The organism is Neobacillus jeddahensis, assembly GCF_000612625.1.
GTDB lineage: Bacteria > Bacillota > Bacilli > Bacillales > Cytobacillaceae > Neobacillus > Neobacillus jeddahensis.
Genome location: NZ_CCAS010000064.1, coordinates 1 through 22,180 on the forward strand (window position 1 = coordinate 1; position 22,180 = coordinate 22,180).

Here is a 22,180-nt window from a genome sequence, read left to right on the forward strand (position 1 = left end):
ACCCGCCACTCTCCGAGCTCATGGTCAAATTTGGCATCGATGGCAACAACCATACATTGAGAACCAAAGTAGCTCGAACCTTCTTTAATGAGCTCCGGATTCAAAACCGCCGCCGTATTTAAGGACACCTTATCGGCACCAGCACGCAGAATTCTCTTCATATCGTCTAGGGAGTTGATCCCGCCGCCCACGGTGAACGGGATGGCTAGTTCTGACGCAACCGCCTTAACGACTTCTACCATCGTTTTTCTGCCTTCAACGGAAGCAGAGATATCTAAGAACACAAGCTCGTCGGCCCCTTGTTCATCATAAAAACGTGCAAGCTCGACTGGGTCACCGGCATCGCGAAGTTGGACAAATTGAATCCCTTTGACGACGCGACCATCCTTTACGTCTAAACAGGGAATGATTCGCTTGGTTAAAGTCATGAGAACCTCACCTCATCCAGCGCTTGCTTCAATGTAAACCGATTTTCATAGAGGGCTTTTCCGACAATTGCCCCTTGTATCCCATGCTTTGCAATTGCCTGCAGATCAGCAAGGCTGCTGACACCACCAGAGGCAATCACATTCTTACCAGTGACTTCAGCCATTTCACAAACAGCAGCAATATTTGGCCCTGAGAGTGTCCCATCGGTGGCGATATCTGTAAAAATAAACGTCTCAGCGCCTGCATCAGCAAATCGTTTTCCTACCTCAATTGCCTTGAGTTCAGATGTATCCAGCCAACCATGTGTAGCGACATAGCCATTTTTCGCATCAATCCCAACCGCAATAGCAGCACCGTATTTTCTGATCATTTCAATAGCAAATTCTGGATTAGAAACGGCAATACTTCCAATGATCACACGGTCAATTCCATTTTCGAGATAGTGGAGGATATCCGCCTCAGAACGAATGCCTCCACCAATTTGGATGTTGACAGCAAGGTTCTGTGCCGCTTCAACCACAAAGCGATCATTGACTCGTTTACCATCCTTAGCGCCATCGAGATCGACCATATGGATCCACTCCGCACCGTCTGCGGCAAATCGTTTCGCCATTGCAAATGGTGAATCTCCATAAATCGTTTCTTGGGCGTAATCCCCTTGCAGAAGACGGACGCAGTTCCCGCCTCGCATATCAATCGCCGGATAAATCGTGATGCTCATCGTACCGCCTTCCTTTCTTCTACCATGTTTAAAAAGTTTGCTAAGAGCGCCATCCCTAACTTGCTGCTTTTTTCCGGATGAAATTGCATGCCCATCACATTATCTCTTCCAACTACTGCTGAAACTTGTTCATGATAATCTGCTTTTGCCAGCAGTACCTCTGAGTTTTCAGCATTGACGTAATAGGAATGCACGAAATAGACATAGTCCTCTTGAAGATCTTTCAAAAGCGGCGACTCGCTCACAAATTCGAGACGGTTCCAGCCCATGTGCGGAACCTTATAGGACTCGCCCTCAGAAGTGCGCCCTGGAAAACGACGGACACTCCCTGGCAACAGCCCCAATCCTTTCGTTGGCCCATTTTCCTCGCTATTTTCAAAGAGGAGCTGCATGCCTAAACAGATGCCTAGCAATGGTTTCCCAGTTGCCGCAAATTCCTGAATGGTGTCTACTGGCAGGCGTTCCATCGCATCACGAAACGATCCAACTCCTGGCAGAATCAACCCGTCCGCAGCTAGCAGCTGATCTTTATCAGCAGAAATCACATAATCAGCACCGAGCCGTTCCAGCGCCTTACTAACGCTAAACAGATTCCCCATCCCATAATCAACAATCCCAATCATTTACTCGTCACCTTCTTTGTTGAGTCAACTATTTCTTCACCCAAATTCTATCTATTAAAACCTATTTTCATCATGCGAGCCTTACTATTGGTGCCTGACACCCATCTAAAGCATGCCTTTTGTCGAAGGAACCCCTTTGATACGAGGGTCGATGGTGGTTGCCTCGTCAAGCGCTCGCGCTAAGGCCTTGAAGACTGCCTCAATCATATGGTGGGTGTTTTGGCCATAATGGACGATGACATGGAGGTTCATACGCGCCTCTAGCGCAAGTTTCCACAGGAATTCGTGGACCAGTTCGGTATCAAATGTGCCCACCTTTTGGCTTGGAAATTCGGCACGCATCTCAAGATGGGGGCGATTGCTAAGATCGACCACTACCTGTGCCAATGCCTCATCCATCGGGACAAAGGCATTGCCATAGCGCTTGATCCCTCGTTTATCACCTAATGCTTCACGAAGTGCATGCCCTAAGCAAATTCCAATATCTTCTGTCGTGTGGTGGTCATCTACGTCTGTATCGCCATTGGCGTTCACTGTTAGATTAAATTGGCCATGCTTTGTAAATAAATCAAGCATGTGGGTAAGGAATGGGACACCCGTTTCAAGCTTCGATTGCCCTTCTCCATCGATTTCTAAGGAAAGTTGAATTTGTGTTTCATTAGTGTTCCGTTCTATACTGGCTACTCTTGCCATGAAAATGCCCCCCTTTTATGTATGTGATCTATTTTTTCGAAAACTATTTATCATTTTTTAGTCTCATTTCGACAGCTCGTGCATGTGCCTCCAGGCCTTCTATTCGGGCAAAGGCGGCAATTTTCGCGCCATTCTCCTTTAATGCCGTTTGACTATACATCACCACACTCGATTTCTTTTGAAAATCATCGACATTCAGCGGGCTCGAAAACCTCGCTGTCCCATTGGTTGGCAGCACATGATTAGGTCCTGCAAAGTAATCGCCCACCGGCTCTGAGCTGTAACGACCAATAAAGATGGCCCCTGCGTGACGAATTTTCCCCAGCAGCTCGATCGCATTTTCGGTCATTATCTCAAGATGTTCAGGGGCCAATTGATTGACGATTTCCACCGCTTCATCAAGATCTTCGGTCACATAAATCGCCCCATAATCAGCAATGGAGCGCGCGGCAATGTCCTTCCGCGGCAACAAGGCAAGCTGTTTTTCAACCTCCTGCGCCACCTCTTCAGCTAATCGTAGTGACGGGGTGACTAGCACACTGCATGCACGCGGGTCATGCTCAGCCTGTGATAGTAAATCGGCCGCCACTTCATTTGCTTGGGCCGTATCATCAGCTAAAACAGCTATCTCGCTCGGTCCAGCAATCATATCAATAGCGACATCCCCGAAGACTTCCCGTTTCGCCAGTGCGACAAAGATATTGCCGGGGCCTGTTATTTTATCCACTGGAGCAATCGTTTCTGTTCCATAAGCAAGTGCCGCAATCGCTTGGGCTCCACCCACTTTATAAATTTCTTCAACTCCCGCTTCCTTCGCTGCCACTAATACCGCCGCTGGAATCGTCCCTGTTGCATCAGGAGGGGAAACCATAACAATCCGTTTTACGCCTGCTACCCTTGCTGGAACCACATTCATCAACACGGAGGAGGGATAGGCCGCCGTCCCCCCAGGCACGTACACACCAACGGAATCGAGTGGCGTTATTTTTTGACCAAGTACTGTCCCATTCTCTTCCGTGGTCATCCATGACGGTCGCAGCTGCTTTTCATGGAAGGAGCGGATATTTTGTGCTGCTTCGCGGACAATTTCAATACATTGCTGATTTACATCCGCATAAGCTGCTTCGATTTCTTGGTCTGTCACAGAAAAGGCGGAAAAACGAACGCGGTCAAACTTTTCCGTGAACTCCCTTACAGCTTCATCCCCACGCCTGCGGACCTCGCTAATAATTTCCTTCACACTCGCCAGCTGCTCGGAGGTGCCCGCTTCAATCGAGCGTTTTATTGATACCTGTTCATCTACTTTTACGATTTTCATATGTAACCCTCCCTACACCACTTCGCTCAGGCGTTTCACCATATCATTAATCTGCTGATCCTTCATCCGATAGCTAACAGGATTGACAATAAACCGCGATGTCACGTCCTTGATTCGTTCGTATTCCACGAGGCCGTTTTCCTTTAACGTTCTGCCCGTGGAGACGATATCGACGATCCGGTCAGATAGGCCAATAATCGGGGCAAGCTCAATTGACCCGTTTAATTTTATGATTTCGACCTGCTCCCCTTGCTCACGAAAATAAGCTTCGGCCACATTTGGATATTTAGTAGCAACCCTTGGGGCTACTTCATTCATCTTTGTGTTTGGCAGGCCAGCCACCGCCAAGTAGCAGTAGCTGATGTTAAGATCAAGAAGCTCATAAACATCGCGCTCTTCTTCAAGTAATACATCCTTACCAGCAATCCCCACATCAGCCACGCCATGTTCTACATAAGTAGCTACATCCATCGGCTTGGCTAAAATAAACCGCAGGCCCTCTTCTGGCACTTCAATAATTAATTTACGAGAGTCATCGAATTCTGGCGGCAATTTATAGCCAGCTTTACGAAGGAGCTCCACGGCTTCTTCAAAGATCCGCCCCTTTGGCATCGCCATCGTTAATATATTACTCATCCGTACGCCCTCCAATTAGATAGGTTGTCTCGGCGAAGCGTTTTGTAAAAGCGTCGAGATTTTTCACACCTGTAATATCTTGGAGTACAGCCTGTTTCCCTTGTTCGTGCATTTTTTCAGCTAGTTTAAAGGCTTCTTTCCGGCGCTCTTGGCTGAAAAAGATGCAGTGTGTTGAATTTTCTTGTTGTCCGCCCCCAAGTGCCTCAAGCAGCATATCCATGCGAACAGCAAAGCCTGTCGCACTCGCTGACTTTCCGAATTTCTCCATTAAACTATAGCGGCCCCCATTTCCAATTGGAAAACCAACATTCCCGGCATAGACCTCAAAAAGGATCCCAGAATAGTAGCTCATATGGCTGACAATCGTAAAATCAAATTTCACATAGGCTGCGACGTCATAATCCTTAATGACATCCCACAGCTCCTTAAGGTCCAACAGGGCTTGCTTGCCGCTGTCCTGTTCCATAATATCAAGGGCTTGACCAATGACATCTTCACCGCCTCGTAATTCGAGGAGTTGTAACAGCCTTTGTTTATCGATGGAGGATAGCTGCAGTGAGTTCACATGCTCACGGTAGCCCACGTAATTTTTTTCAAATAAATACTTTCGTAAGATATCGGCCCGACCATTTGTGCCAAGGATTTGGACAAATAATTCCTGGGCAAAGCCAACATGGCCGATGGAAACTTGAAATTGTTGCAGGCCTGCTTTTTTTAATGAAGATATCAGTAAGGCAATGACTTCACCGTCACACGATACCGTTTCTTCATTCAAACATTCAATGCCGATTTGTTCAAACTCGGCAGGCCGCCCGCCCTCACGCTGTTGGGCGCGAAACACATTGGCGGAGTATGCTAATCGAACAGGTAGATCTTCATTTAACAGCTTGGAGGCTGCTACCCGAGCAATGGGTGCGGTCATATCCGGCCTGAGCACGAGCGTTTGTCCTTCTTTATCCAGTAATTTAAATAGCTGCTGATCAGCGATGGCCGATGCTGCACCAACGGTTTCATAGTATTCCAATGTAGGAGTTTCGATAAATTGATACCCCCACAGTTTCATCGTATCTCCTATTAAAGAACGTACACGGGATTTTTTTTCATAAAGCCCTGGGAGTGTATCTCGCATCCCGAGCGGCTTTTCAAACATAAATAAGCGACTCATTTTGTTCACCCTCTTCAAACGCTTTAGTCTGCTAACATATTAGAGAATTAAAGATAATAGGTGTAGTTTACATCTTCGGAAGATTTTCGTCAATGAAAATCTAACTGTAAATTAACAACTGTCAGTCAGTATGTTGTAGCTGTTAATCTTCGTTGGAATTCTGCTAATTTTCCGATTATTCAAGTTGTACGAAGTCATGATTCCGCTAAGGTTACGGTTTTTCCGCCAAACTGAATCAGAATTCCGCCAACTTCACAGTTTTTTCCGCCAAACTCTGAAGTGCTGCCCCTGCAACAAACAGCCAAACCGGGCTTCCGATTAGAAAATGGTAATAAAGAAAACTCGCCGACTGGCGAGCCCCTAAGGGCGAAGACAGAGGCGTAGTTGCACTTATGCCTGATAGGAAAGTTATACTTTCCTATCGGCTAAAAAACCCGGTTGCAAAACCAGGCCCTCATCAAACATCAACTCATCTTTTCCCCGCCATAAATCGGATCATTGGCCCACCGAGCAGTCAACTCTTCCTTTGTATAAATAACCCGCATCGGATTGCCGCCCACAAAGGTACCTGCCGGAACATCCTTATGGACAAGCGTTCCCGCCGATACGATTGCTCCATCGCCAATCGTGATGCCAGGGAGAATCGTTGAGTTCGCCCCAATCATCACTTCACTCCCGATAGAAACCGGGCCAAGACGGTACTCTTTAATTAAGTATTCGTGTGCTAGAATAGTCGTGTTATAGCCAATGACCGTGTTGCGACCCACGCTGATCTTTTCCGGAAACATGACGTCTAGCATCACCATCAGGGCGAAAGAAGTCTGTTCCCCCACCTTCACACCTAGAAACGTTTGGTAAAGCCAATTCTTCATCCCCAAAAACGGTGTATACCGAGCCAGCTGAATCACAATAAAATTTTTGACAACCTTCCAAAATGGCACGGTTTTATAAACGTGCCACAAGGAGTTCGCCCCTTCCACAGGGTAGCGGGTCGTATTTCTCATTCGTCTCACTCTCCGAGAACGGTTAATAAGTCAGTCATATTCTCTAACATGTAATCTGGTTCGTAATGGGCGACATAATCTCGACCTTTAATCGACCAGGCGACACCTGCCGTCTTCGTGCCAGCATTTTTTCCTGCTAATATATCATGGAAGTTATCGCCAACCATGATAGCTTCAGCAGGAGTAGATGCCAATTGCTCTAATGCTAAGAAAATCGGTTCTGGATCCGGTTTTACTTTTTTCACATGATCATAGGCCACAATGACCTCAAAAAAGCGATCAAGCTTCATCAAACGCAGTCCCTTCATCGTGACATCCAAGCGCTTGGTTGTCACAATTCCGAGCTTGTAGCCCAGCTCCTTCAAAGTCTGTACCGTTTCCGACACCCCGACAAATTCTTTGACAAGCTCATCATGGTTAGCAATGTTATAAGCCCGATAATCTGTAACCATTTCCTCGATCTGATCTGGATTCATGTTGCCAAAGACATCATGCAGCGTTGGTCCAAGAAAGGGGAGCACATCCTCACGTTGATATTTGCTTGGAAAGTATTTTTCCAGGGTATGTAAGTACGTAGAAATAATTAATTCATTCGTATCAATTAATGTTCCATCTAAATCAAAGAGTACGGTCGTAATGTTGTTTGTCATCGGTTGCATCCTTTCCTTTTACTAGCATCAACCAGTAAGGGTAGGACCATGCCTACCCTTTATCATAACTAATTGGTTTGATCTAAATAGTGTGCCTCAGACTGTTTCTTCATGCGGCGATAAATAAGAATTACTAATGCCCCTACCACAAGGGCAATTGAAATGGTTTGTGCCATTCGCAAGCTGCCCAGCATCAAGCTATCGGTCCGTAACCCTTCGACGAAAAAGCGGCCGATGGAATACCAGATCACATACGACAAAAACAACTCACCGCGGCGGAAATTAACGCGGCGCAGTAACATTAACAGAATAAAGCCCACCAAGTCCCAGAGAGATTCATATAAAAAGGTTGGATGATAATAAGCACCATTAATATACATTTGATTGATTATAAAATCTGGTAAGTGCAAGTTTTCCAAGAATGATCTCGTAACTTCCCCACCATGTGCCTCCTGGTTCATGAAATTCCCCCAGCGGCCAATTGCTTGTCCAAGAATAAGACTTGGTGCTGCAATATCCGTAAGTTTCCAGAATGACAGCCCTCTTTTTTTAGCAAAAATATAGGTGGTCAGAACTGAACCGATTAAGGCTCCATGAATCGCAATCCCACCATTCCATATTTGCGGGATGTCCGCCGGATGATTCACATAATACTTCCATTCAAAAATCACATAATAAATCCGTGCGGAAATAATGGCAATCGGAATCGCCCACAGCATTAAGTCCGCAAATGTATCCTTAGGCAATCCCCTTCGGTTGCCCTCCCTTATCGCAAGGAATAGCGCAAGGGCCAAACCAGAACCGATAATAATCCCGTACCAGTGCACCTCTATCGATCCTAGTGAAAAGGCAATGGGGTTTAATGGCTGAATCGTTTCACTCATCTGTCTCTCCCCTTACATATCTTCTTGGTCGCCGTCTTCAATTACATCTGAAAGACGATCGGTAAATTGTTGCGCTGCATTCACGCCCATTCGTTTTAACCGGAAATTCATCGCCGCTACTTCGATAATAACCGCGAGATTTCGCCCTGGACGAACAGGAACCGTCAGTTTGGTCACCTCAGTGTCAATAATCTTCATTTTCTCTTCATCTAATCCAAGGCGGTCATATTGCTTTTTGGCATCCCAAATCTCTAAATTCATCACCAATGTAATTCGTTTATTACTGCGGACAGCACCTGCCCCAAACAACGTCATCACATTAATAATCCCTAAGCCCCGGATTTCCAATAAATGTTCGATTAAATCCGGTGAAGTTCCGACTAATGTATCCTGATCCTCCTGCCGAATTTCCACGCAATCGTCCGCAACGAGACGGTGACCTCGCTTCACTAATTCCAATGCTGTTTCGCTTTTACCAACGCCGCTTTTACCGGTAATTAATACGCCAATCCCATAAACATCCACTAACACACCATGAACGGCTGTCGTAGGCGCGAGTTTGCTTTCTAAAAAATTCGTTAGCCGGCTGGAAAAACGCGTTGTTTTCATCGTTGCCCTTAAGACAGGCACTGACTCCCGTTCCGATGCTTCCATTAACTCAATTGGAACATCAATCCCCCTTGTGACGATAATAGCGGGGGTAATATCGGTACATAACTGTTCCATCCGGGATATACGATCATTCGGAGATAGTTCCTGAAAGAATGACAATTCTGTTTTACCTAGCAGTTGAATGCGCTCGGCCGGATAAAATTCAAAATAGCCAGCCATTTCAATCCCTGGACGAGATATATCACTCATGGTAATCGGGCGGTTAATTCCCTCTTCACCGCTGATCAATTCTAGCTGAAATTTCTCCAATATATCTTTCGTACGTACTTTTGGCAAGTAGCTTCCTCCTCAAACGGATTGTTTTTTTAGAAAAATGAGAACTGATAAAAATCATATCTCCTATTTTAGCATTTTTTAGAACAGAACCAAATGAAAAAGGTGTACCCTTATGAACAGAGTACACCTTTTTCATTATTTTTTCGCCCGTTTCGAGGGCTCCAGAAGCGTTTTTTGAATCATGACGTTAACAAGTGACATCACAACGGCGAAAAATAGGGCCATGCCAAAGCCACTAATTTCAAAGGCATCCCCCATCAAATAATCCGTTAACTCAAGTGTAATCGCATTAATGACAAAGAGAAATAGCCCCAATGTTAAAACCGTCACCGGCAGAGTAAACAAGATCAGGAGCGGGCGGACCAGCACATTTAAGATGGATAATAAAATGCTCGCCTGCAGTGCAGCCATAAATCCTGTCAGTTGAAAACTATCATGAAAATAGCCTGCGAGTGCCGTAAATAAAACTGCATTAATCAAACATCCTATCAGCCATCTCATTTTCTAACGTCTCCTACTATTGTTCTTGTGATTTTTGAATGGTAATCGAGCCTGTTTTTGTATCTGCGTATATTCTCAACATTTTATCAGGATGATTGACAGATTGGAAGCGAAGCGATTTTTGAATCATTTCGCTTTTCTCCTCAAGCACTTGAACACCTACAAGGTTGACATGAAAGCCGCCAAGATTCGTCTTCAATTCCCCATTGACGGGAATTGTCTCTGGGATATGCAGGTCGATTCCCCCGGTGGTTGCCTTTGCCTGAATCAATTCAGAACGGGTTCCAACCTCTTTTAGGCTGATATTTCCGTTAAAGGATTGCATTTCTACTTTTCTAAAATCGCCCTCGAGTTGAATCGCACCGTTAATGGTCTCCGTTTCTACCTCGTCAAACTGACTGCCCGTCACCTTAATTTTCCCGTTTGCGGTTTCGACTTCAGCCTTTCTTCCTTCTACTCCGCTTAAGGTTATTTTTCCGTTTGCCGTTTTCAAGCGCAAGTCGTCAACGTTCATGGCTTCTCCTGAAATCGGGCCATTGAACATTCTGACACGCACTCGCTCAAACTGTGCCTTTGGAACATAAATAGTGGCTTCAACCTTCATCCATTTTTGTTGTGTCATAAATCGTAATGTCTGGTGTTCAACTGCAAAAATGACATCCTGTAAAAAATTTTGCCGTGCCTGATCCTGGTTATCCACGCGATATACCTTTGCCTGGCACTCAATTCGTACGTCTGGTTGCTCCCAAGTGGCAATTTTAACGGAACCATTGGCCACGTTTATGTCCACATCTTTTAACTCAACGTCACCGTGGTGAAAAATATGCGAAATATCCACTGATTGACCAAAGTTCAAGTCTAAATCCAGATCCTTAATTTTTTTCAAAGCTGAATCGACAAAATCGAATAATTTATCCTTTGTGGATTGGTATTTAGCTTGAAAAGGCTCTTCCTTTTTCGCTTCTTCAAATTTAACATGGGTAGAAAGTTCAGTAACCATTTGCTCCTGCTTCTGCTCCATCGTTTGCTGGGCTTTTTCCAGCTCGTCCAGTAGTGCTAATGCTTCATCTGCCTTCAGTTTGCCTTCCTCAACCATTTGTAAAATCCGTTTCCGTTGCTCATTCATCTTTTCCACCTCAGAAATAATTTTTTATTCTTTTAAAGTTTATTCAGCCAGGAGAACCTTTACGCCTTTGACAATATTCCAAATGAGTACTTCTATCCATTATTTACGAAATAGCACGTTGAAAGTTTCGGATAATTTTTGTTTTTCTGCTTTCCTTAACTCTATAAGATAAAAAAGCCGAAACCCAGACAGGACTAGCCATTAGGATTTCGACTGTTATCATTTCTTATGCCTTAACGGCACTTTTATCTTCTAGTTGTTGTTTCATACGTAAACGGTCACGCTCTAGAATAGGTTTTAAGTATTTGCCGGTATAGGACTCTGGCGTCTCTGCCACCTTTTCCGGGGTTCCCGTCGCGATAATCGTTCCACCTTTATCGCCGCCCTCTGGACCAAGGTCGACCAGATAATCAGCAGCTTTTATCACATCAAGATTGTGTTCAATCACGAGGACGGTATCGCCATTTTCAACCAAACGCTGCAAAACTACGAGCAGGCGCGAAATATCATCAACATGGAGACCAGTTGTCGGCTCATCCAAAATATAGAAGGATTTACCTGTTGAACGACGGTGCAGCTCTGAAGCTAGCTTTACGCGCTGTGCCTCGCCTCCTGAAAGTGTTGTCGCTGGCTGACCGAGCTTAATATAGCCCAAGCCAACGTCCAAAATGGTCTGAAGCTTTCGACTGATTTTTGGAATGTTTTCAAAAAATTCTACAGCTGCTTCGACCGTCATATCGAGAATATCAGAAATATTTTTCCCTTTGTATTTCACTTCGAGCGTTTCACGATTATAGCGCTTGCCATGACAAATTTCACAAGGTACATACACATCAGGTAAGAAGTGCATTTCAATCTTGATAATTCCATCGCCTCGACAAGCCTCACAACGGCCACCCTTGACATTAAAGCTAAAGCGTCCTTTTTTATAGCCGCGAACCTTTGCCTCATTTGTTGTCGCAAACACATCACGAACATCATCAAAGACACCTGTGTACGTCGCTGGATTGGAGCGTGGGGTTCGACCGATTGGCGATTGGTCAATATCAATGACCTTTTCCAAATAGTCAATGCCTTTAATCGTCTTGTGTTCCCCTGGCTTCGTTTTGGCATGGTGAAGCTTTTGCGCCAACGATTTATGGAGAATTTCGTTAATCAATGTACTTTTTCCTGACCCTGAAACCCCTGTAACCGCTATAAACATCCCAAGCGGGAACTTAACATTTACATTTTTTAAATTGTTTTCGGAGGCACCTTTGATCTCGATAAAGCGGCCATCCGGCTTGCGACGCTCAAGCGGAAGGGGAATAAATTTTTTCCCGGATAAGTATTGGCCAGTTAGCGAGTTCGGGTCAGCCATGACCTCTGCAGGTGTACCAGCCGCGATAATTTCTCCGCCATGGACGCCTGCACCAGGTCCGATATCAATTAAATAATCAGCTGCCATCATCGTGTCTTCATCATGTTCGACCACAATTAAGGTGTTCCCGATGTCGCGCATTCTTTGCAAGGTGCCGATTAAGCGGTCGTTATCACGTTGATGTAACCCGATGGAGGGTTCATCCAATATATATAAGACTCCTGTTAGCCTTGAACCAATTTGCGTGGCTAGGCGAATCCGTTGGGCTTCCCCACCAGATAATGTCCCAGCAGTACGGCTTAAGGTTAAATAATCAAGGCCAACATTGATGAGGAAACCAAGTCGTTCGCTAATTTCTCGAAAAATAAGTTTCGCAATTTGCATTTCTTTTTCTGAAAGTTTGAGCCCCGCAAAAAATTGTTGAGCCTCCTCGATCGATAGATCCGTCACTTGGGCAATATGGCGCCCGTTTATCAAAACAGCCAAGGTTTCCTTTTTCAAGCGGTAGCCTTTACAGGTTGGACATGGCTGTTCGGCCATGTATTTTTCCATCTGCTCCCGAATATAGTCAGAGCTGGTCTCTTTATAACGGCGTTCCACATTGCGCATGACGCCTTCAAATTCGATATTGCCTTCACGAATCTGTCCGAAATCATTCTCATAGCGGAAATAAATTTTTTCTTTCCCTGAGCCATAAAGAACCTTATCCAAGAGATGTTCTGGAATATCCTTAACGGGAATGTTCATATCGATACCAAAATGATGACAAACGGCTTCTAATAATTGTGGATAATATTGTGAACTTGTCGGTTCCCATGGCGCAATCGCATGCTGTTTGAGCGATAAATCCTTATTAGGAATAACTAACTCAATATCCACTTCAAGTTTGGAGCCAAGTCCATCACATTCTGGGCAGGCACCGAATGGACTATTAAACGAAAACATTCGTGGCTCTAGCTCACCAATAGAAAAGCCGCATTGGGGACAAGCATGATTTTCACTAAATAGCAGCTCTTCTTCACCGATGACATCGACAATGACTTTTCCTTCGCCAAGCTTAAGGGCCGTTTCAAGTGAATCAGCAACCCGAGCGGAAATGCCTTCCTTCACAACAATTCGGTCAATAACCACTTCAATAGAGTGCTTTTTATTTTTTTCAAGTTCAATCTCATCACCAAGATCGACCATTTCCCCATCGACTCGCACCCGAACAAAGCCTTGCTTTTTAATATCCTCAAACACCTTCACATGTGTACCTTTTCGACCAGAAACAACAGGGGCAAGGATTTGCATCTTGGTTCGTTCTGGATAGTCAAGAATTCGGTCCACCATCTGTTCGATCGTTTGCGAGGAGATTTCTATTTTGTGTATCGGGCAGGTTGGGTGTCCAACTCGTGCATAAAGTAATCGTAAATAGTCATAGATTTCTGTTACCGTCCCGACCGTTGAGCGCGGGTTCCGGCTTGTTGTTTTTTGATCAATCGAAATGGCCGGGGATAGACCTTCAATCGCATCCACATCAGGCTTATCCATTTGCCCTAAGAATTGCCTAGCATATGCCGAAAGGGATTCCACGTAGCGGCGCTGGCCTTCTGCATAAATGGTATCAAAGGCAAGCGAGGACTTCCCTGAACCCGAAAGTCCCGTCAAGACAACAAGCTGATCTCTCGGAATGGTGACATCTATATTTTTTAAATTGTGGGCTCGCGCGCCTTTCACAATCAGTTTTTCCATTGCCATTTTTACGTCATCCTTCCGCCTTCAATTCCAACAATAAATCACGAAGCTCGGCAGCACGTTCAAAATTAAGCGCCTTTGCCTCGGTCTTCATTTCTTTTTCCATTGTTATAATTAATTTATCTCTTTCCTTCTTCGACATTTTGCTGAATGATGCCGTCGGTTTGTACTCTTCCTGTTCCTCAGCGGCATGCGTCGCACGAATGACATCACGGATTTCCTTTTGAATCGTTTGCGGAGTGATGCCGTGTTTTAAGTTGTATTCCTCTTGAATCGCACGACGCCGCTTGGTTTCACTAATCGCCAGCTCCATCGAGTTGGTCATTTTATCAGCGTACAAAATCACGTGGCCATTGGCGTTTCTTGCTGCCCGGCCAATCGTTTGAATTAAAGACCGTTCTGAACGGAGGAAACCTTCTTTGTCTGCATCGAGAATGGTGATCAGGGAGACCTCCGGAATATCGAGTCCTTCTCGGAGCAAGTTGATTCCAATAAGAACATCATATTTTCCAAGACGTAGTTCACGGATAATTTCAATCCGCTCAAGCGTCTTAACCTCGGAATGCAAATATTGCACCTTGATCCCAATTTCCTTCAAGTAATCCGTTAAATCCTCAGACATTTTTTTCGTCAAGGTCGTAACAAGGACCCGTTCATTTTTCTTCACACGTTCCTGTATTTCGCCGATGAGGTCATCAATTTGTCCTTCAATCGGCCGAACTTCAATAGTTGGATCTAACAGGCCAGTTGGGCGAATGATTTGTTGAATCATATCTGGAGTATGCTCTAGTTCATATGGACCTGGTGTGGCTGAAACAAAGATGGCATTATGAACATGTTTTTCAAATTCATCAAAGGTAAGCGGTCGATTATCGAGTGCCGATGGTAAACGGAAGCCATGGTCCACTAGTACTTGTTTTCGTGCCTTATCACCATTAAACATTCCTCTGATTTGCGGCAATGTTACATGCGATTCATCGATAATCAACAGAAAATCCTCTGGAAAATAATCAAGTAAGGTATACGGCGTGGAGCCGGCGGGTCGAAGTGTCAGGTGACGGGAGTAATTTTCAATTCCAGAACAGAAACCCATCTCCCTCATCATTTCTAAGTCATAGCGGGTACGCTGCTCAATCCGCTGTGCTTCAAGCAGTTTATCCTCTGCTCTCAATTCGGTAAGCCGCTCCTCCAGTTCTTTTTCAATATTCTCGATCGCCACGCGTAATTTCTCTTCTCTTGTAACGAAGTGAGAGGCCGGGAAAATGGCGACATGCTCGCGTTCACCAATGATTTCACCGGTGAGGGCATCCACCTCGCGAATGCGATCAATTTCATCCCCGAAAAATTCGACGCGCATACAATGCTCATCGCGTGATACAGGGAAAATCTCGACGACATCCCCACGGACACGGAAGGTCCCCCGTTTAAAATCGATATCATTTCGTTCATATTGAATATCAACAAGGCGGCGTAGCAGCTGATTACGCTCAATTTCCATCCCTGACCTTAGTGACAACACCATCTCGCTGTATTCTTCCGGAGAACCGAGACCATAAATACAGGACACACTGGCGATGATGATAACATCCTTCCGCTCGAATAGACTTGAGGTTGCCGAGTGGCGAAGTTTATCGATTTCATCGTTGATGCTGGCATCTTTTTCGATAAAGGTATCTGTTTGGGGCACGTAGGCCTCAGGTTGGTAGTAATCATAATAACTGACGAAATATTCTACCGCATTATTAGGAAAAAAATCCTTAAACTCACTGTAGAGCTGTCCGGCCAAGGTTTTGTTGTGGGCAATCACCAAAGTGGGTTTATTAATCTCTTTAATCACGTTAGAAACGGTAAATGTTTTACCCGTACCTGTCGCACCAAGTAAGGTTTGATGGAGCTTATTCTGACGGACACCTTCTACTAATTGGCGGATGGCTTCCGGTTGGTCACCTTGTGGTGAGTATTTTGAAACTAATTCAAATTGGTCCTTCACAAACTGTTCCTCCTGTTTATATAAATCACTTTCAGCTAAAAAACATGTTTTTGGACCGGGCTGTGCTAGAAAGTGTATTCTCTAAAATGCATATTAATATTCTACCACATTCACCCAAAAACAAACCACCAATATGCGAACTAGCATTCGTTTTTTTGTATTTATAAAAAAAAGCCTGCCTCAGATAGGCAGACTAATTTGTACTAATTCTTATTGAGTACGCGCGGTTTCATTTTAGCTGCCAACCAAAAGCCTGCCGTTAATGAAAAGGCATCGATAACAATGAGTAAGAACGTGTTGGTATAACCTTTATATACGGACGCAGCGATAAGCGCAACAGTTAAAATAAGACCGACAACCCGATTGTAAGCAACCCGTGTAAAAAGTAAGACGAGTATCCCTGGCATCGTAAGAGCCGACAATATTCTAATAATCTCAAACATGGGTACACCTCATTCAGTCATTCTGTTAATTCATTCTAAAAATTTATTTAGAAAATTGCAACCAAAACATTTTTCAAAAAGAGTTACTTTTGAAATTCCATATGAGAAGTTCCTGCCTTTTGACGATAAAGCAGGCTGACGACAATAAATCCTACGAATGAAAGAAGAATCGGAAGGACCACCGTATGTAGGCCAAAGGCATTTGGGTAGAAGCGATCTAATAAAATATAAGAACCCATTCCTAAAATCATCGAGGCAATTGCACCGTGTTTATTCCCTTTTTTCCAATATAACCCTAAAATAACTGGCCAAATAAACACCGATTCTAAGCCGCCGAACGAGAATAAATTCAGCCAAACAATCAGGTCAGGCGGACTTAACGAAAGAAGAATGACTAAAATACCGATAATCGCCGTCACACTGAAACTAATCTTTTTTATCTGGTTATTTGAGGCATTCGGCTTGATGTAGTTTAAATAAACATCCTTCACGATTGCCGAACTAACAAGAATTAATAATGCATCGACTGTTGACATGATCGCCGCCATAGGAGCAGCCAAGACAATTCCGGCCACAAATGGAGGAAGAACCTTCATTGATAACAACGGCATGACCGTATCACCGACTTTTACCCCTGGTAGGACAGGACGGGCAAATACGCCGATGAGATGCATTCCCAACATGATGAAGCCCACAACAATCGTTCCAATGATAATTGCACTATGCATGGCCTTCGAATTTTTATAAGACATAGCACGGACAGTAATTTGTGGTAACCCCACTACCCCTATTCCAACTAAAATCCAAAATGAAGAGACGTAAGCAGGAGTTAAATTTCGTTCTGCCCCAAAAGGACTAATTAAATTTGGATTTTCTGCGGCTAAATCAGAGATGATTTTCGGAACCCCTCCTCCAGCTTTAATCGTAGCGATCAACAGAATCAAGGTACCTAAAAACATAACAACCCCCTGAATGGCATCTGTTAAGGCTACAGCCCGGAACCCGCCGACAATGACAAACACAAGGACGGAAAAAGCAAAAATGAATAAAGCTGTTGTGTAGGACAAGCCTGTTAATGATTCAACCAACCGAGCTCCACCAATCCATTGTGCAGTCATCGATGAAAAAAGGAAAATAATAATACTGGCTGCCGATAACAATACAACAGTTTTACTATGATAACGCTCCTTTAGGAAGTCAATTAACGTAATCGCTTTGTACCGGCGAGCGACAATCGCAAATTTCTTTCCTAGTATCATTAACGTAAAATAGCCAGTTGCAAGTTGGGCCATTGCTAGAAACACCCAGCCTAATCCCTGCGTATAAGCAACACCTGGGCCGCCGATAAAACTGCTGGCACTGCCATAGGTGGCGACCATCGTCATGGCCAGAATGAAACCGCCCATTTGGCGTTCACCTAGAAAGTATTCTTCTAGAAACGAATTGGATTTGAGGACAAACTTGTTTGACCATATGCCGACAGCAAAAATGATTAGTAAAAAAATAATTAATGGTGTAATAACTGGCCAATTCATTGGTGTTCCCCCTCTTCTTCATCAAAGGGAACATCTTTAAATAAAAATTTTATCGTCAGAATAACGAGGATGGTCATGACAAGGAAGCCTAAAATACAGCTATAAAAAAACCAGGCTGGTAAACCAAATATGTACGTATAATTCTCCACTTTCCCCGAGCCAAGGCCATAGCCGAAGCCATACCACCAAATAAAATTAATAACAACAAGAATAACCCCGAACAGGGCTTCCCTGTGGGCAATTTTAAAATGCTTGTCCAACGGATTGACTGTATTTTTCAACAGTGTTCCTCCTCAATGTAAGTGATTTTTTTTACTATAAGCACCATTGTACCAAACAAAATTGAGAAATAAAGGGAAACTTGAATTCCATCAGCATCCCTCTTTACTGCAAATAAAAAACCTTAGTTGATTTGAGCTGACAATAACAGCACATCCACATAAGGTTTTTTATATTGGTTACAAACAAATAGCGTGTTAGTTGCATGTTCCATGCAGGCTGGGGCAGCCATTGGTTTCTTTTTCGACTTGGATGGTGCTATGTTCAATATGGAATTCATCATGAAGGACCCGTTGCGATTGGGACAGAATTTCATCATGTATCCCGTTATCCAAAATAGTAATATGACAGCTTAAAACTGGATATCCTGAGGTAATCGTCCAAATGTGCAGGTCATGAACTTCCTTTACCAACGGAATCTGCCTTAAGGCATCTTTTACTTCCTTCATATTAATCTGTGTCGGAGCACCTTCCATTAAGATATGAAAGGATTCCTTTGTTACCCGAAACCCGCTCATGAGGATTAAAATAGCTACGATCACACTAGCAATCGGGTCAGCGATTCCCCAGCCAAACAACATAATAAGGAGTGCCGCCACAATTGCCCCAACCGAACCGAGCATATCGCCTAGTACGTGCAGAAAGGCACTTCGTACATTCAAGTTTTCATCCTTATCGCCCTTCATCAAGATCCACGCAGCAATGATATTGATAACCAACCCAAGAACAGAGATTATCAACATTCCCGTACTTTGAACTTCTGGCGGAGCGAAAAAACGTTGAAACGCTTCATAGAAAATATAAACAGAAATGACGATAAGCGTTAGCCCATTCAAGGCGGCAGCAATAATTTCAAATCGTTTATAGCCATAGGTTTTTTCTTGAGAAACTTTCTTCTCACCAAGCTTGATCGCATAGAAACTTAACCCAAGGGCAGCAGCATCACTTAACATATGACCCGCATCCGACAGTAACGCCAAACTATTGGTGAAAATGCCGCCTATGACTTCTACAATCATAAATGCAGCAATTAATAGGAAAGAACTCAATAATGCTTTTTTATTTCCTGTATGTGAATGGCCGTGTGAGTGACCATGTGTATGGCCATTTGCATGGCCATGGTGATGATGACCCATGTTAATCCCCCCAAGCTCTCTTCGTAGAGTAGCTTTTTTATTTATCTCATTCTAAAACGAAAAAATTACGATTAAGGTTAGTTTTTTCTTATCTTGCTGTTTCGATGCAGAATCAAAATTCTCTTTACTCCATAATCAGACGACAGTTCTTGTGAATTTACAGTACTCGCGCAGGTAAACACTTGAAAGCCTTAAACCCATTTTTCAATCGTTCACCCACGATCTGCCACCTCTGCTTGGTGCTCGATCGCTATGCAAAGGAGCTGTTTGACATGCTCATCATCAAGAGAATAATAGACTAGTTTCCCCTCTTTGCGATATTTTGCTAGACCTAATCCCTTTAGGTGACGTAAATGATGCGAAGCGGTTGCCGTTGTTGCACCAACTATTGTTGCCACATCACAAACGCATAGTTCCTCTTCAAGTGTTAACGCATAAGCTATTTTCAATCGCGTCTCATCCGACAATGCCTTAAAAAGCTTGGTCACGTCAGGGAGATGGTTATCACGTTTCAGTTGTTGGTGAATTCGAGCGGTTTTTTCACTATCTACACATGTAATCTCGCAAACATCGCGATCTTTCAAATCCATCACCTTCTTCATTCAAATGTTCATTTGATTATATCATATTCAAATGATGGTTTGAATGTCAATGATTATTGCCAAAATTTCAGGTTTTTTTGTCAATAAAATAAATGAGGATTAGGACACTTCAACAGGTCCTAACCCTCATTCATTTTTTTACAGCATCATCTTTTTGTGCTGCCCAGAAGGCTGCCGCAATCGAGGCAAGAAGAATCACAAATGGTGCATAGAAAATGAGAAAGTCAGCCATCATCCCTTCCCCCCTTATACATGATCATTTCGTTTCCCTTGGACATAGTCTTTATTAAATAAAAACAGTCTGAGCAAAAGATAGAGCGATGGTATGAGTAAACCAAGACCCGCAATAAATGCCACAACCAACGCAATCGCCATCGCTTCATTTGTAAAGCTATCGTACAGGGTAAGGTATGGGTAGAGTAAATAAGGATAATGCGAGATACCATAGCCCAAAAAGGCCAACGCAAATTGTCCGATCAGCAGCGCGAAGGCTAAACCATAGCTGCGCTTCTTCCATATAAAATAAACTGTCCCCGCAAATAAAACAAACGATAGAGCAAACAGCCACCAAACAGCCACGAGTCGCTGATAGTGTTCAGGATTGTGGGACTTCATCTCCACGATGATCCCTGCAGCCGTGATGATCGCTGGTCCTGCCCATGTTAAGGCATATTTTCGTAACAGGCTCGTGGCCGCTTCGTCCTTCGCATGGTCCGCATACCAGGTCAAAAATACAGCAGATATATATAACACAGCGGTGAGACTAAGTACGACAATGCTCCAGGATAACGGGCTTGTGAACAGCTTCCAATAATTAAGATTCGGACCGCCATTCTTCATCGTCACAAATCCACCCTCTGAAATCGTCAGCACCGTCGATAATGATGCAGGAATAAATAATCCAGTCAGACCGTACAGAACGGTATACCGTTTATGTTTTAGTCCGCCGTATGTGGTGAAGGCATAATAGGCGCCACGGATTGCCAAAAGAATAATCGCGATGCTGGCAGGTACGAGCAAGGTTGTCCCGAAATAATAAGCGGTTTTCGGAAAAAAACCAACCATGCCGACAAAGAAAAACACGAGAAATACATTGGTGACTTCCCAGACTGGCGATAAATAGCGTTGGATGATTTTTGTCAAAATATGCTGTTTACCTGTCACCGTACTATAGGCATTAAAAAATCCTGCCCCAAAATCAATCGAAGCCACAATAATGTATCCAAAAAGAAATACTCCCAATACGGTTATACCGATCATTTCTAAGGTCATGTCAACTCACCTGCCTTCTCCACCGCTCGATCCGCCAATTCTTGTTCCACCGAGTTTTTCCGAAACATACGGATGAGCACCACCACACTTCCGACACCCAAAATCAAATAAAGTCCTGCAAATAAAAGTAACATGGTATCTACGTGCCCACTTGTTGTGGCAGCATCTTTTGTTCGCATGATCCCGCGTAAAATCCATGGCTGACGACCTACCTCATCCAGCCACCATCCAGCTTCAATAGCAAGGATGGAAAGCGGTCCCCCAAGAACAAGTAGCCAGCGAAACCATTTGCTGATGACAAAGGTCCATTTTTTCCAAACGCCGATAACATAAACGAAAGACAACAGGGCTAGCCACATCCCAATCGTTACCATTGTATCGAATAGATAATGGATATAAAGTGGTGGCACTTCATCCTCAGAAAATCGATCCAGGCCTATGACCTCAGCATTAGGGACCTCGCCGGCTAAGATGCTGAGGGCAAAGGGAATTTTAATTGCGTACTTGATTTCCCCGTTATCCAGAACCCCATACAAAATCAATGGAACTTCTTTTCCTGTTTCAAAATGCCACTCAGCAGCTGCTAATTTTTCGGGTTGGTATTCGGCCAAATATTTACCAGAAAAATCACCTAATAGTGCTGTCGCAATCGAAAAAACCAGTCCAAGCTTCATCGTTAAAAAAACGGCCTTTTTGTGGTACAGATGATCCGATCCTTTCAACAGTCGATACACACCGATCGCAGCCAGCACAAAGGCAGATGTCATATATGCTGTGACGACAACATGGGCGACCTTTGTGGGCATCGCAGGATTAAACATCGCCACGATTGGACTGACATTCACTAACTGACCTTTTACGAGGTCAAATCCTTGCGGTGCATTCATAAAGGCATTGACAATGGTGATAAAAACAGCCGAAAAGGAAGCCCCGATGGCAACAGGAATCAGGAGGAGCAAATGTTTACGCTGATTCTCAAATCGATCCCAAGTATAGATGTATATCCCTAAAAAAATAGCTTCAAAGAAAAAAGCAAAGGTCTCCATGAATAATGGCAAGGCAATCACGTTTCCGGCTAATTGCATAAAATTAGGCCACAACAGTGATAACTGCAAGCCGATGGCGGTA

23 protein-coding genes are annotated in these 22,180 nt (G+C 44.0%); all 23 read right to left on the reverse strand.

The window, feature by feature from the left end:
* On the reverse strand, window positions 1-428 hold a 428-nt coding region (gene hisF / locus TY15_RS19510; protein ID WP_042375224.1), incomplete at its 3' end, for an imidazole glycerol phosphate synthase subunit HisF.
* On the reverse strand, window positions 425-1,150 hold the full coding sequence (hisA, locus tag TY15_RS19515) for a 1-(5-phosphoribosyl)-5-[(5-phosphoribosylamino)methylideneamino]imidazole-4-carboxamide isomerase (RefSeq protein ID WP_040204149.1): 726 nt from the start codon (window positions 1,148-1,150) through the stop codon (window positions 425-427). The genes hisA and hisF, both read right to left, overlap by 4 nt.
* A complete protein-coding gene (gene hisH / locus TY15_RS19520; protein WP_040204151.1) occupies window positions 1,147-1,773 on the reverse strand; it encodes an imidazole glycerol phosphate synthase subunit HisH in 627 nt (208 codons plus the stop codon). Before hisH ends, hisA begins: the two co-directional genes overlap by 4 nt.
* A gap of 105 nt (window positions 1,774-1,878) precedes the next feature.
* Window positions 1,879-2,466, reverse strand: a complete 588-nt coding sequence (gene hisB / locus TY15_RS19525; RefSeq protein ID WP_040204152.1) for an imidazoleglycerol-phosphate dehydratase HisB — start codon at window positions 2,464-2,466, stop codon at window positions 1,879-1,881.
* A 43-nt stretch (window positions 2,467-2,509) separates the two neighbouring features.
* Entirely contained in the window at window positions 2,510-3,784 is a 1,275-nt protein-coding gene (hisD, locus tag TY15_RS19530; protein WP_040204153.1) for a histidinol dehydrogenase, read from the reverse strand.
* Window positions 3,785-3,796: 12 nt separating this feature from the next.
* Window positions 3,797-4,420, reverse strand: a complete 624-nt coding sequence (gene hisG / locus TY15_RS19535; protein WP_040204155.1) for an ATP phosphoribosyltransferase — start codon at window positions 4,418-4,420, stop codon at window positions 3,797-3,799.
* Window positions 4,413-5,585, reverse strand: a complete 1,173-nt coding sequence (locus tag TY15_RS19540; protein ID WP_040204156.1) for an ATP phosphoribosyltransferase regulatory subunit — start codon at window positions 5,583-5,585, stop codon at window positions 4,413-4,415. Before TY15_RS19540 ends, hisG begins: the two co-directional genes overlap by 8 nt.
* Before the next feature lie 464 nt (window positions 5,586-6,049).
* Window positions 6,050-6,589: an acyltransferase gene (locus TY15_RS19545; RefSeq protein WP_040204158.1), complete on the reverse strand. Its 540-nt coding sequence runs from the start codon at window positions 6,587-6,589 to the stop codon at window positions 6,050-6,052.
* A 5-nt stretch (window positions 6,590-6,594) separates the two neighbouring features.
* Entirely contained in the window at window positions 6,595-7,239 is a 645-nt protein-coding gene (gene ppaX / locus TY15_RS19550; RefSeq protein WP_040204159.1) for a pyrophosphatase PpaX, read from the reverse strand.
* 68 nt (window positions 7,240-7,307) lie between these two features.
* A complete protein-coding gene (lgt, locus tag TY15_RS19555; RefSeq protein WP_040204161.1) occupies window positions 7,308-8,123 on the reverse strand; it encodes a prolipoprotein diacylglyceryl transferase in 816 nt (271 codons plus the stop codon).
* A 12-nt stretch (window positions 8,124-8,135) separates the two neighbouring features.
* Window positions 8,136-9,071: an HPr(Ser) kinase/phosphatase gene (gene hprK, locus TY15_RS19560; RefSeq protein ID WP_040204162.1), complete on the reverse strand. Its 936-nt coding sequence runs from the start codon at window positions 9,069-9,071 to the stop codon at window positions 8,136-8,138.
* Window positions 9,072-9,206: 135 nt separating this feature from the next.
* On the reverse strand, window positions 9,207-9,572 hold the full coding sequence (locus tag TY15_RS19565) for a phage holin family protein (RefSeq protein WP_040204163.1): 366 nt from the start codon (window positions 9,570-9,572) through the stop codon (window positions 9,207-9,209).
* Window positions 9,573-9,588: 16 nt separating this feature from the next.
* Window positions 9,589-10,698, reverse strand: a complete 1,110-nt coding sequence (locus TY15_RS19570) for a DUF4097 family beta strand repeat-containing protein (RefSeq protein WP_040204165.1) — start codon at window positions 10,696-10,698, stop codon at window positions 9,589-9,591.
* Window positions 10,699-10,924: 226 nt separating this feature from the next.
* Window positions 10,925-13,798, reverse strand: a complete 2,874-nt coding sequence (uvrA, locus tag TY15_RS19575) for an excinuclease ABC subunit UvrA (RefSeq protein WP_040204166.1) — start codon at window positions 13,796-13,798, stop codon at window positions 10,925-10,927.
* Between the two features lie 7 nt (window positions 13,799-13,805).
* Window positions 13,806-15,785, reverse strand: coding sequence for an excinuclease ABC subunit UvrB (uvrB, locus tag TY15_RS19580; RefSeq protein ID WP_040204168.1), 1,980 nt, complete (start codon window positions 15,783-15,785; stop codon window positions 13,806-13,808).
* A gap of 203 nt (window positions 15,786-15,988) precedes the next feature.
* On the reverse strand, window positions 15,989-16,228 hold the full coding sequence (locus TY15_RS19585; RefSeq protein ID WP_040204169.1) for a CsbA family protein: 240 nt from the start codon (window positions 16,226-16,228) through the stop codon (window positions 15,989-15,991).
* Between the two features lie 83 nt (window positions 16,229-16,311).
* Complete coding sequence (panF, locus tag TY15_RS19590; protein WP_040204170.1) at window positions 16,312-17,763, reverse strand: sodium/pantothenate symporter; 1,452 nt, start codon at window positions 17,761-17,763, stop codon at window positions 16,312-16,314.
* Window positions 17,760-18,044 (reverse strand): YhdT family protein, encoded by a 285-nt coding sequence (locus TY15_RS19595; RefSeq protein WP_040204171.1) that lies wholly within the window; start codon window positions 18,042-18,044, stop codon window positions 17,760-17,762. The genes panF and TY15_RS19595 overlap by 4 nt, the downstream gene beginning before the upstream one ends.
* A gap of 195 nt (window positions 18,045-18,239) precedes the next feature.
* The gene (locus TY15_RS19600) at window positions 18,240-19,178 is read right to left on the reverse strand and encodes a cation diffusion facilitator family transporter (RefSeq protein WP_040204173.1); all 939 of its coding nucleotides are present in this window, start codon (window positions 19,176-19,178) and stop codon (window positions 18,240-18,242) included.
* A 212-nt stretch (window positions 19,179-19,390) separates the two neighbouring features.
* Window positions 19,391-19,762: an ArsR/SmtB family transcription factor gene (locus tag TY15_RS19605; RefSeq protein WP_040204174.1), complete on the reverse strand. Its 372-nt coding sequence runs from the start codon at window positions 19,760-19,762 to the stop codon at window positions 19,391-19,393.
* Between the two features lie 148 nt (window positions 19,763-19,910).
* A complete protein-coding gene (gene cydS / locus TY15_RS25395; protein ID WP_407716451.1) occupies window positions 19,911-20,012 on the reverse strand; it encodes a cytochrome bd oxidase small subunit CydS family protein in 102 nt (33 codons plus the stop codon).
* 14 nt (window positions 20,013-20,026) lie between these two features.
* Window positions 20,027-21,052: a cytochrome d ubiquinol oxidase subunit II gene (locus TY15_RS19610; protein ID WP_040204176.1), complete on the reverse strand. Its 1,026-nt coding sequence runs from the start codon at window positions 21,050-21,052 to the stop codon at window positions 20,027-20,029.
* Window positions 21,049-22,180, reverse strand: a 1,132-nt coding sequence (locus TY15_RS19615) for a cytochrome ubiquinol oxidase subunit I (RefSeq protein ID WP_042375231.1), incomplete at its 5' end; no start/stop codon positions are given. The genes TY15_RS19615 and TY15_RS19610, both read right to left, overlap by 4 nt.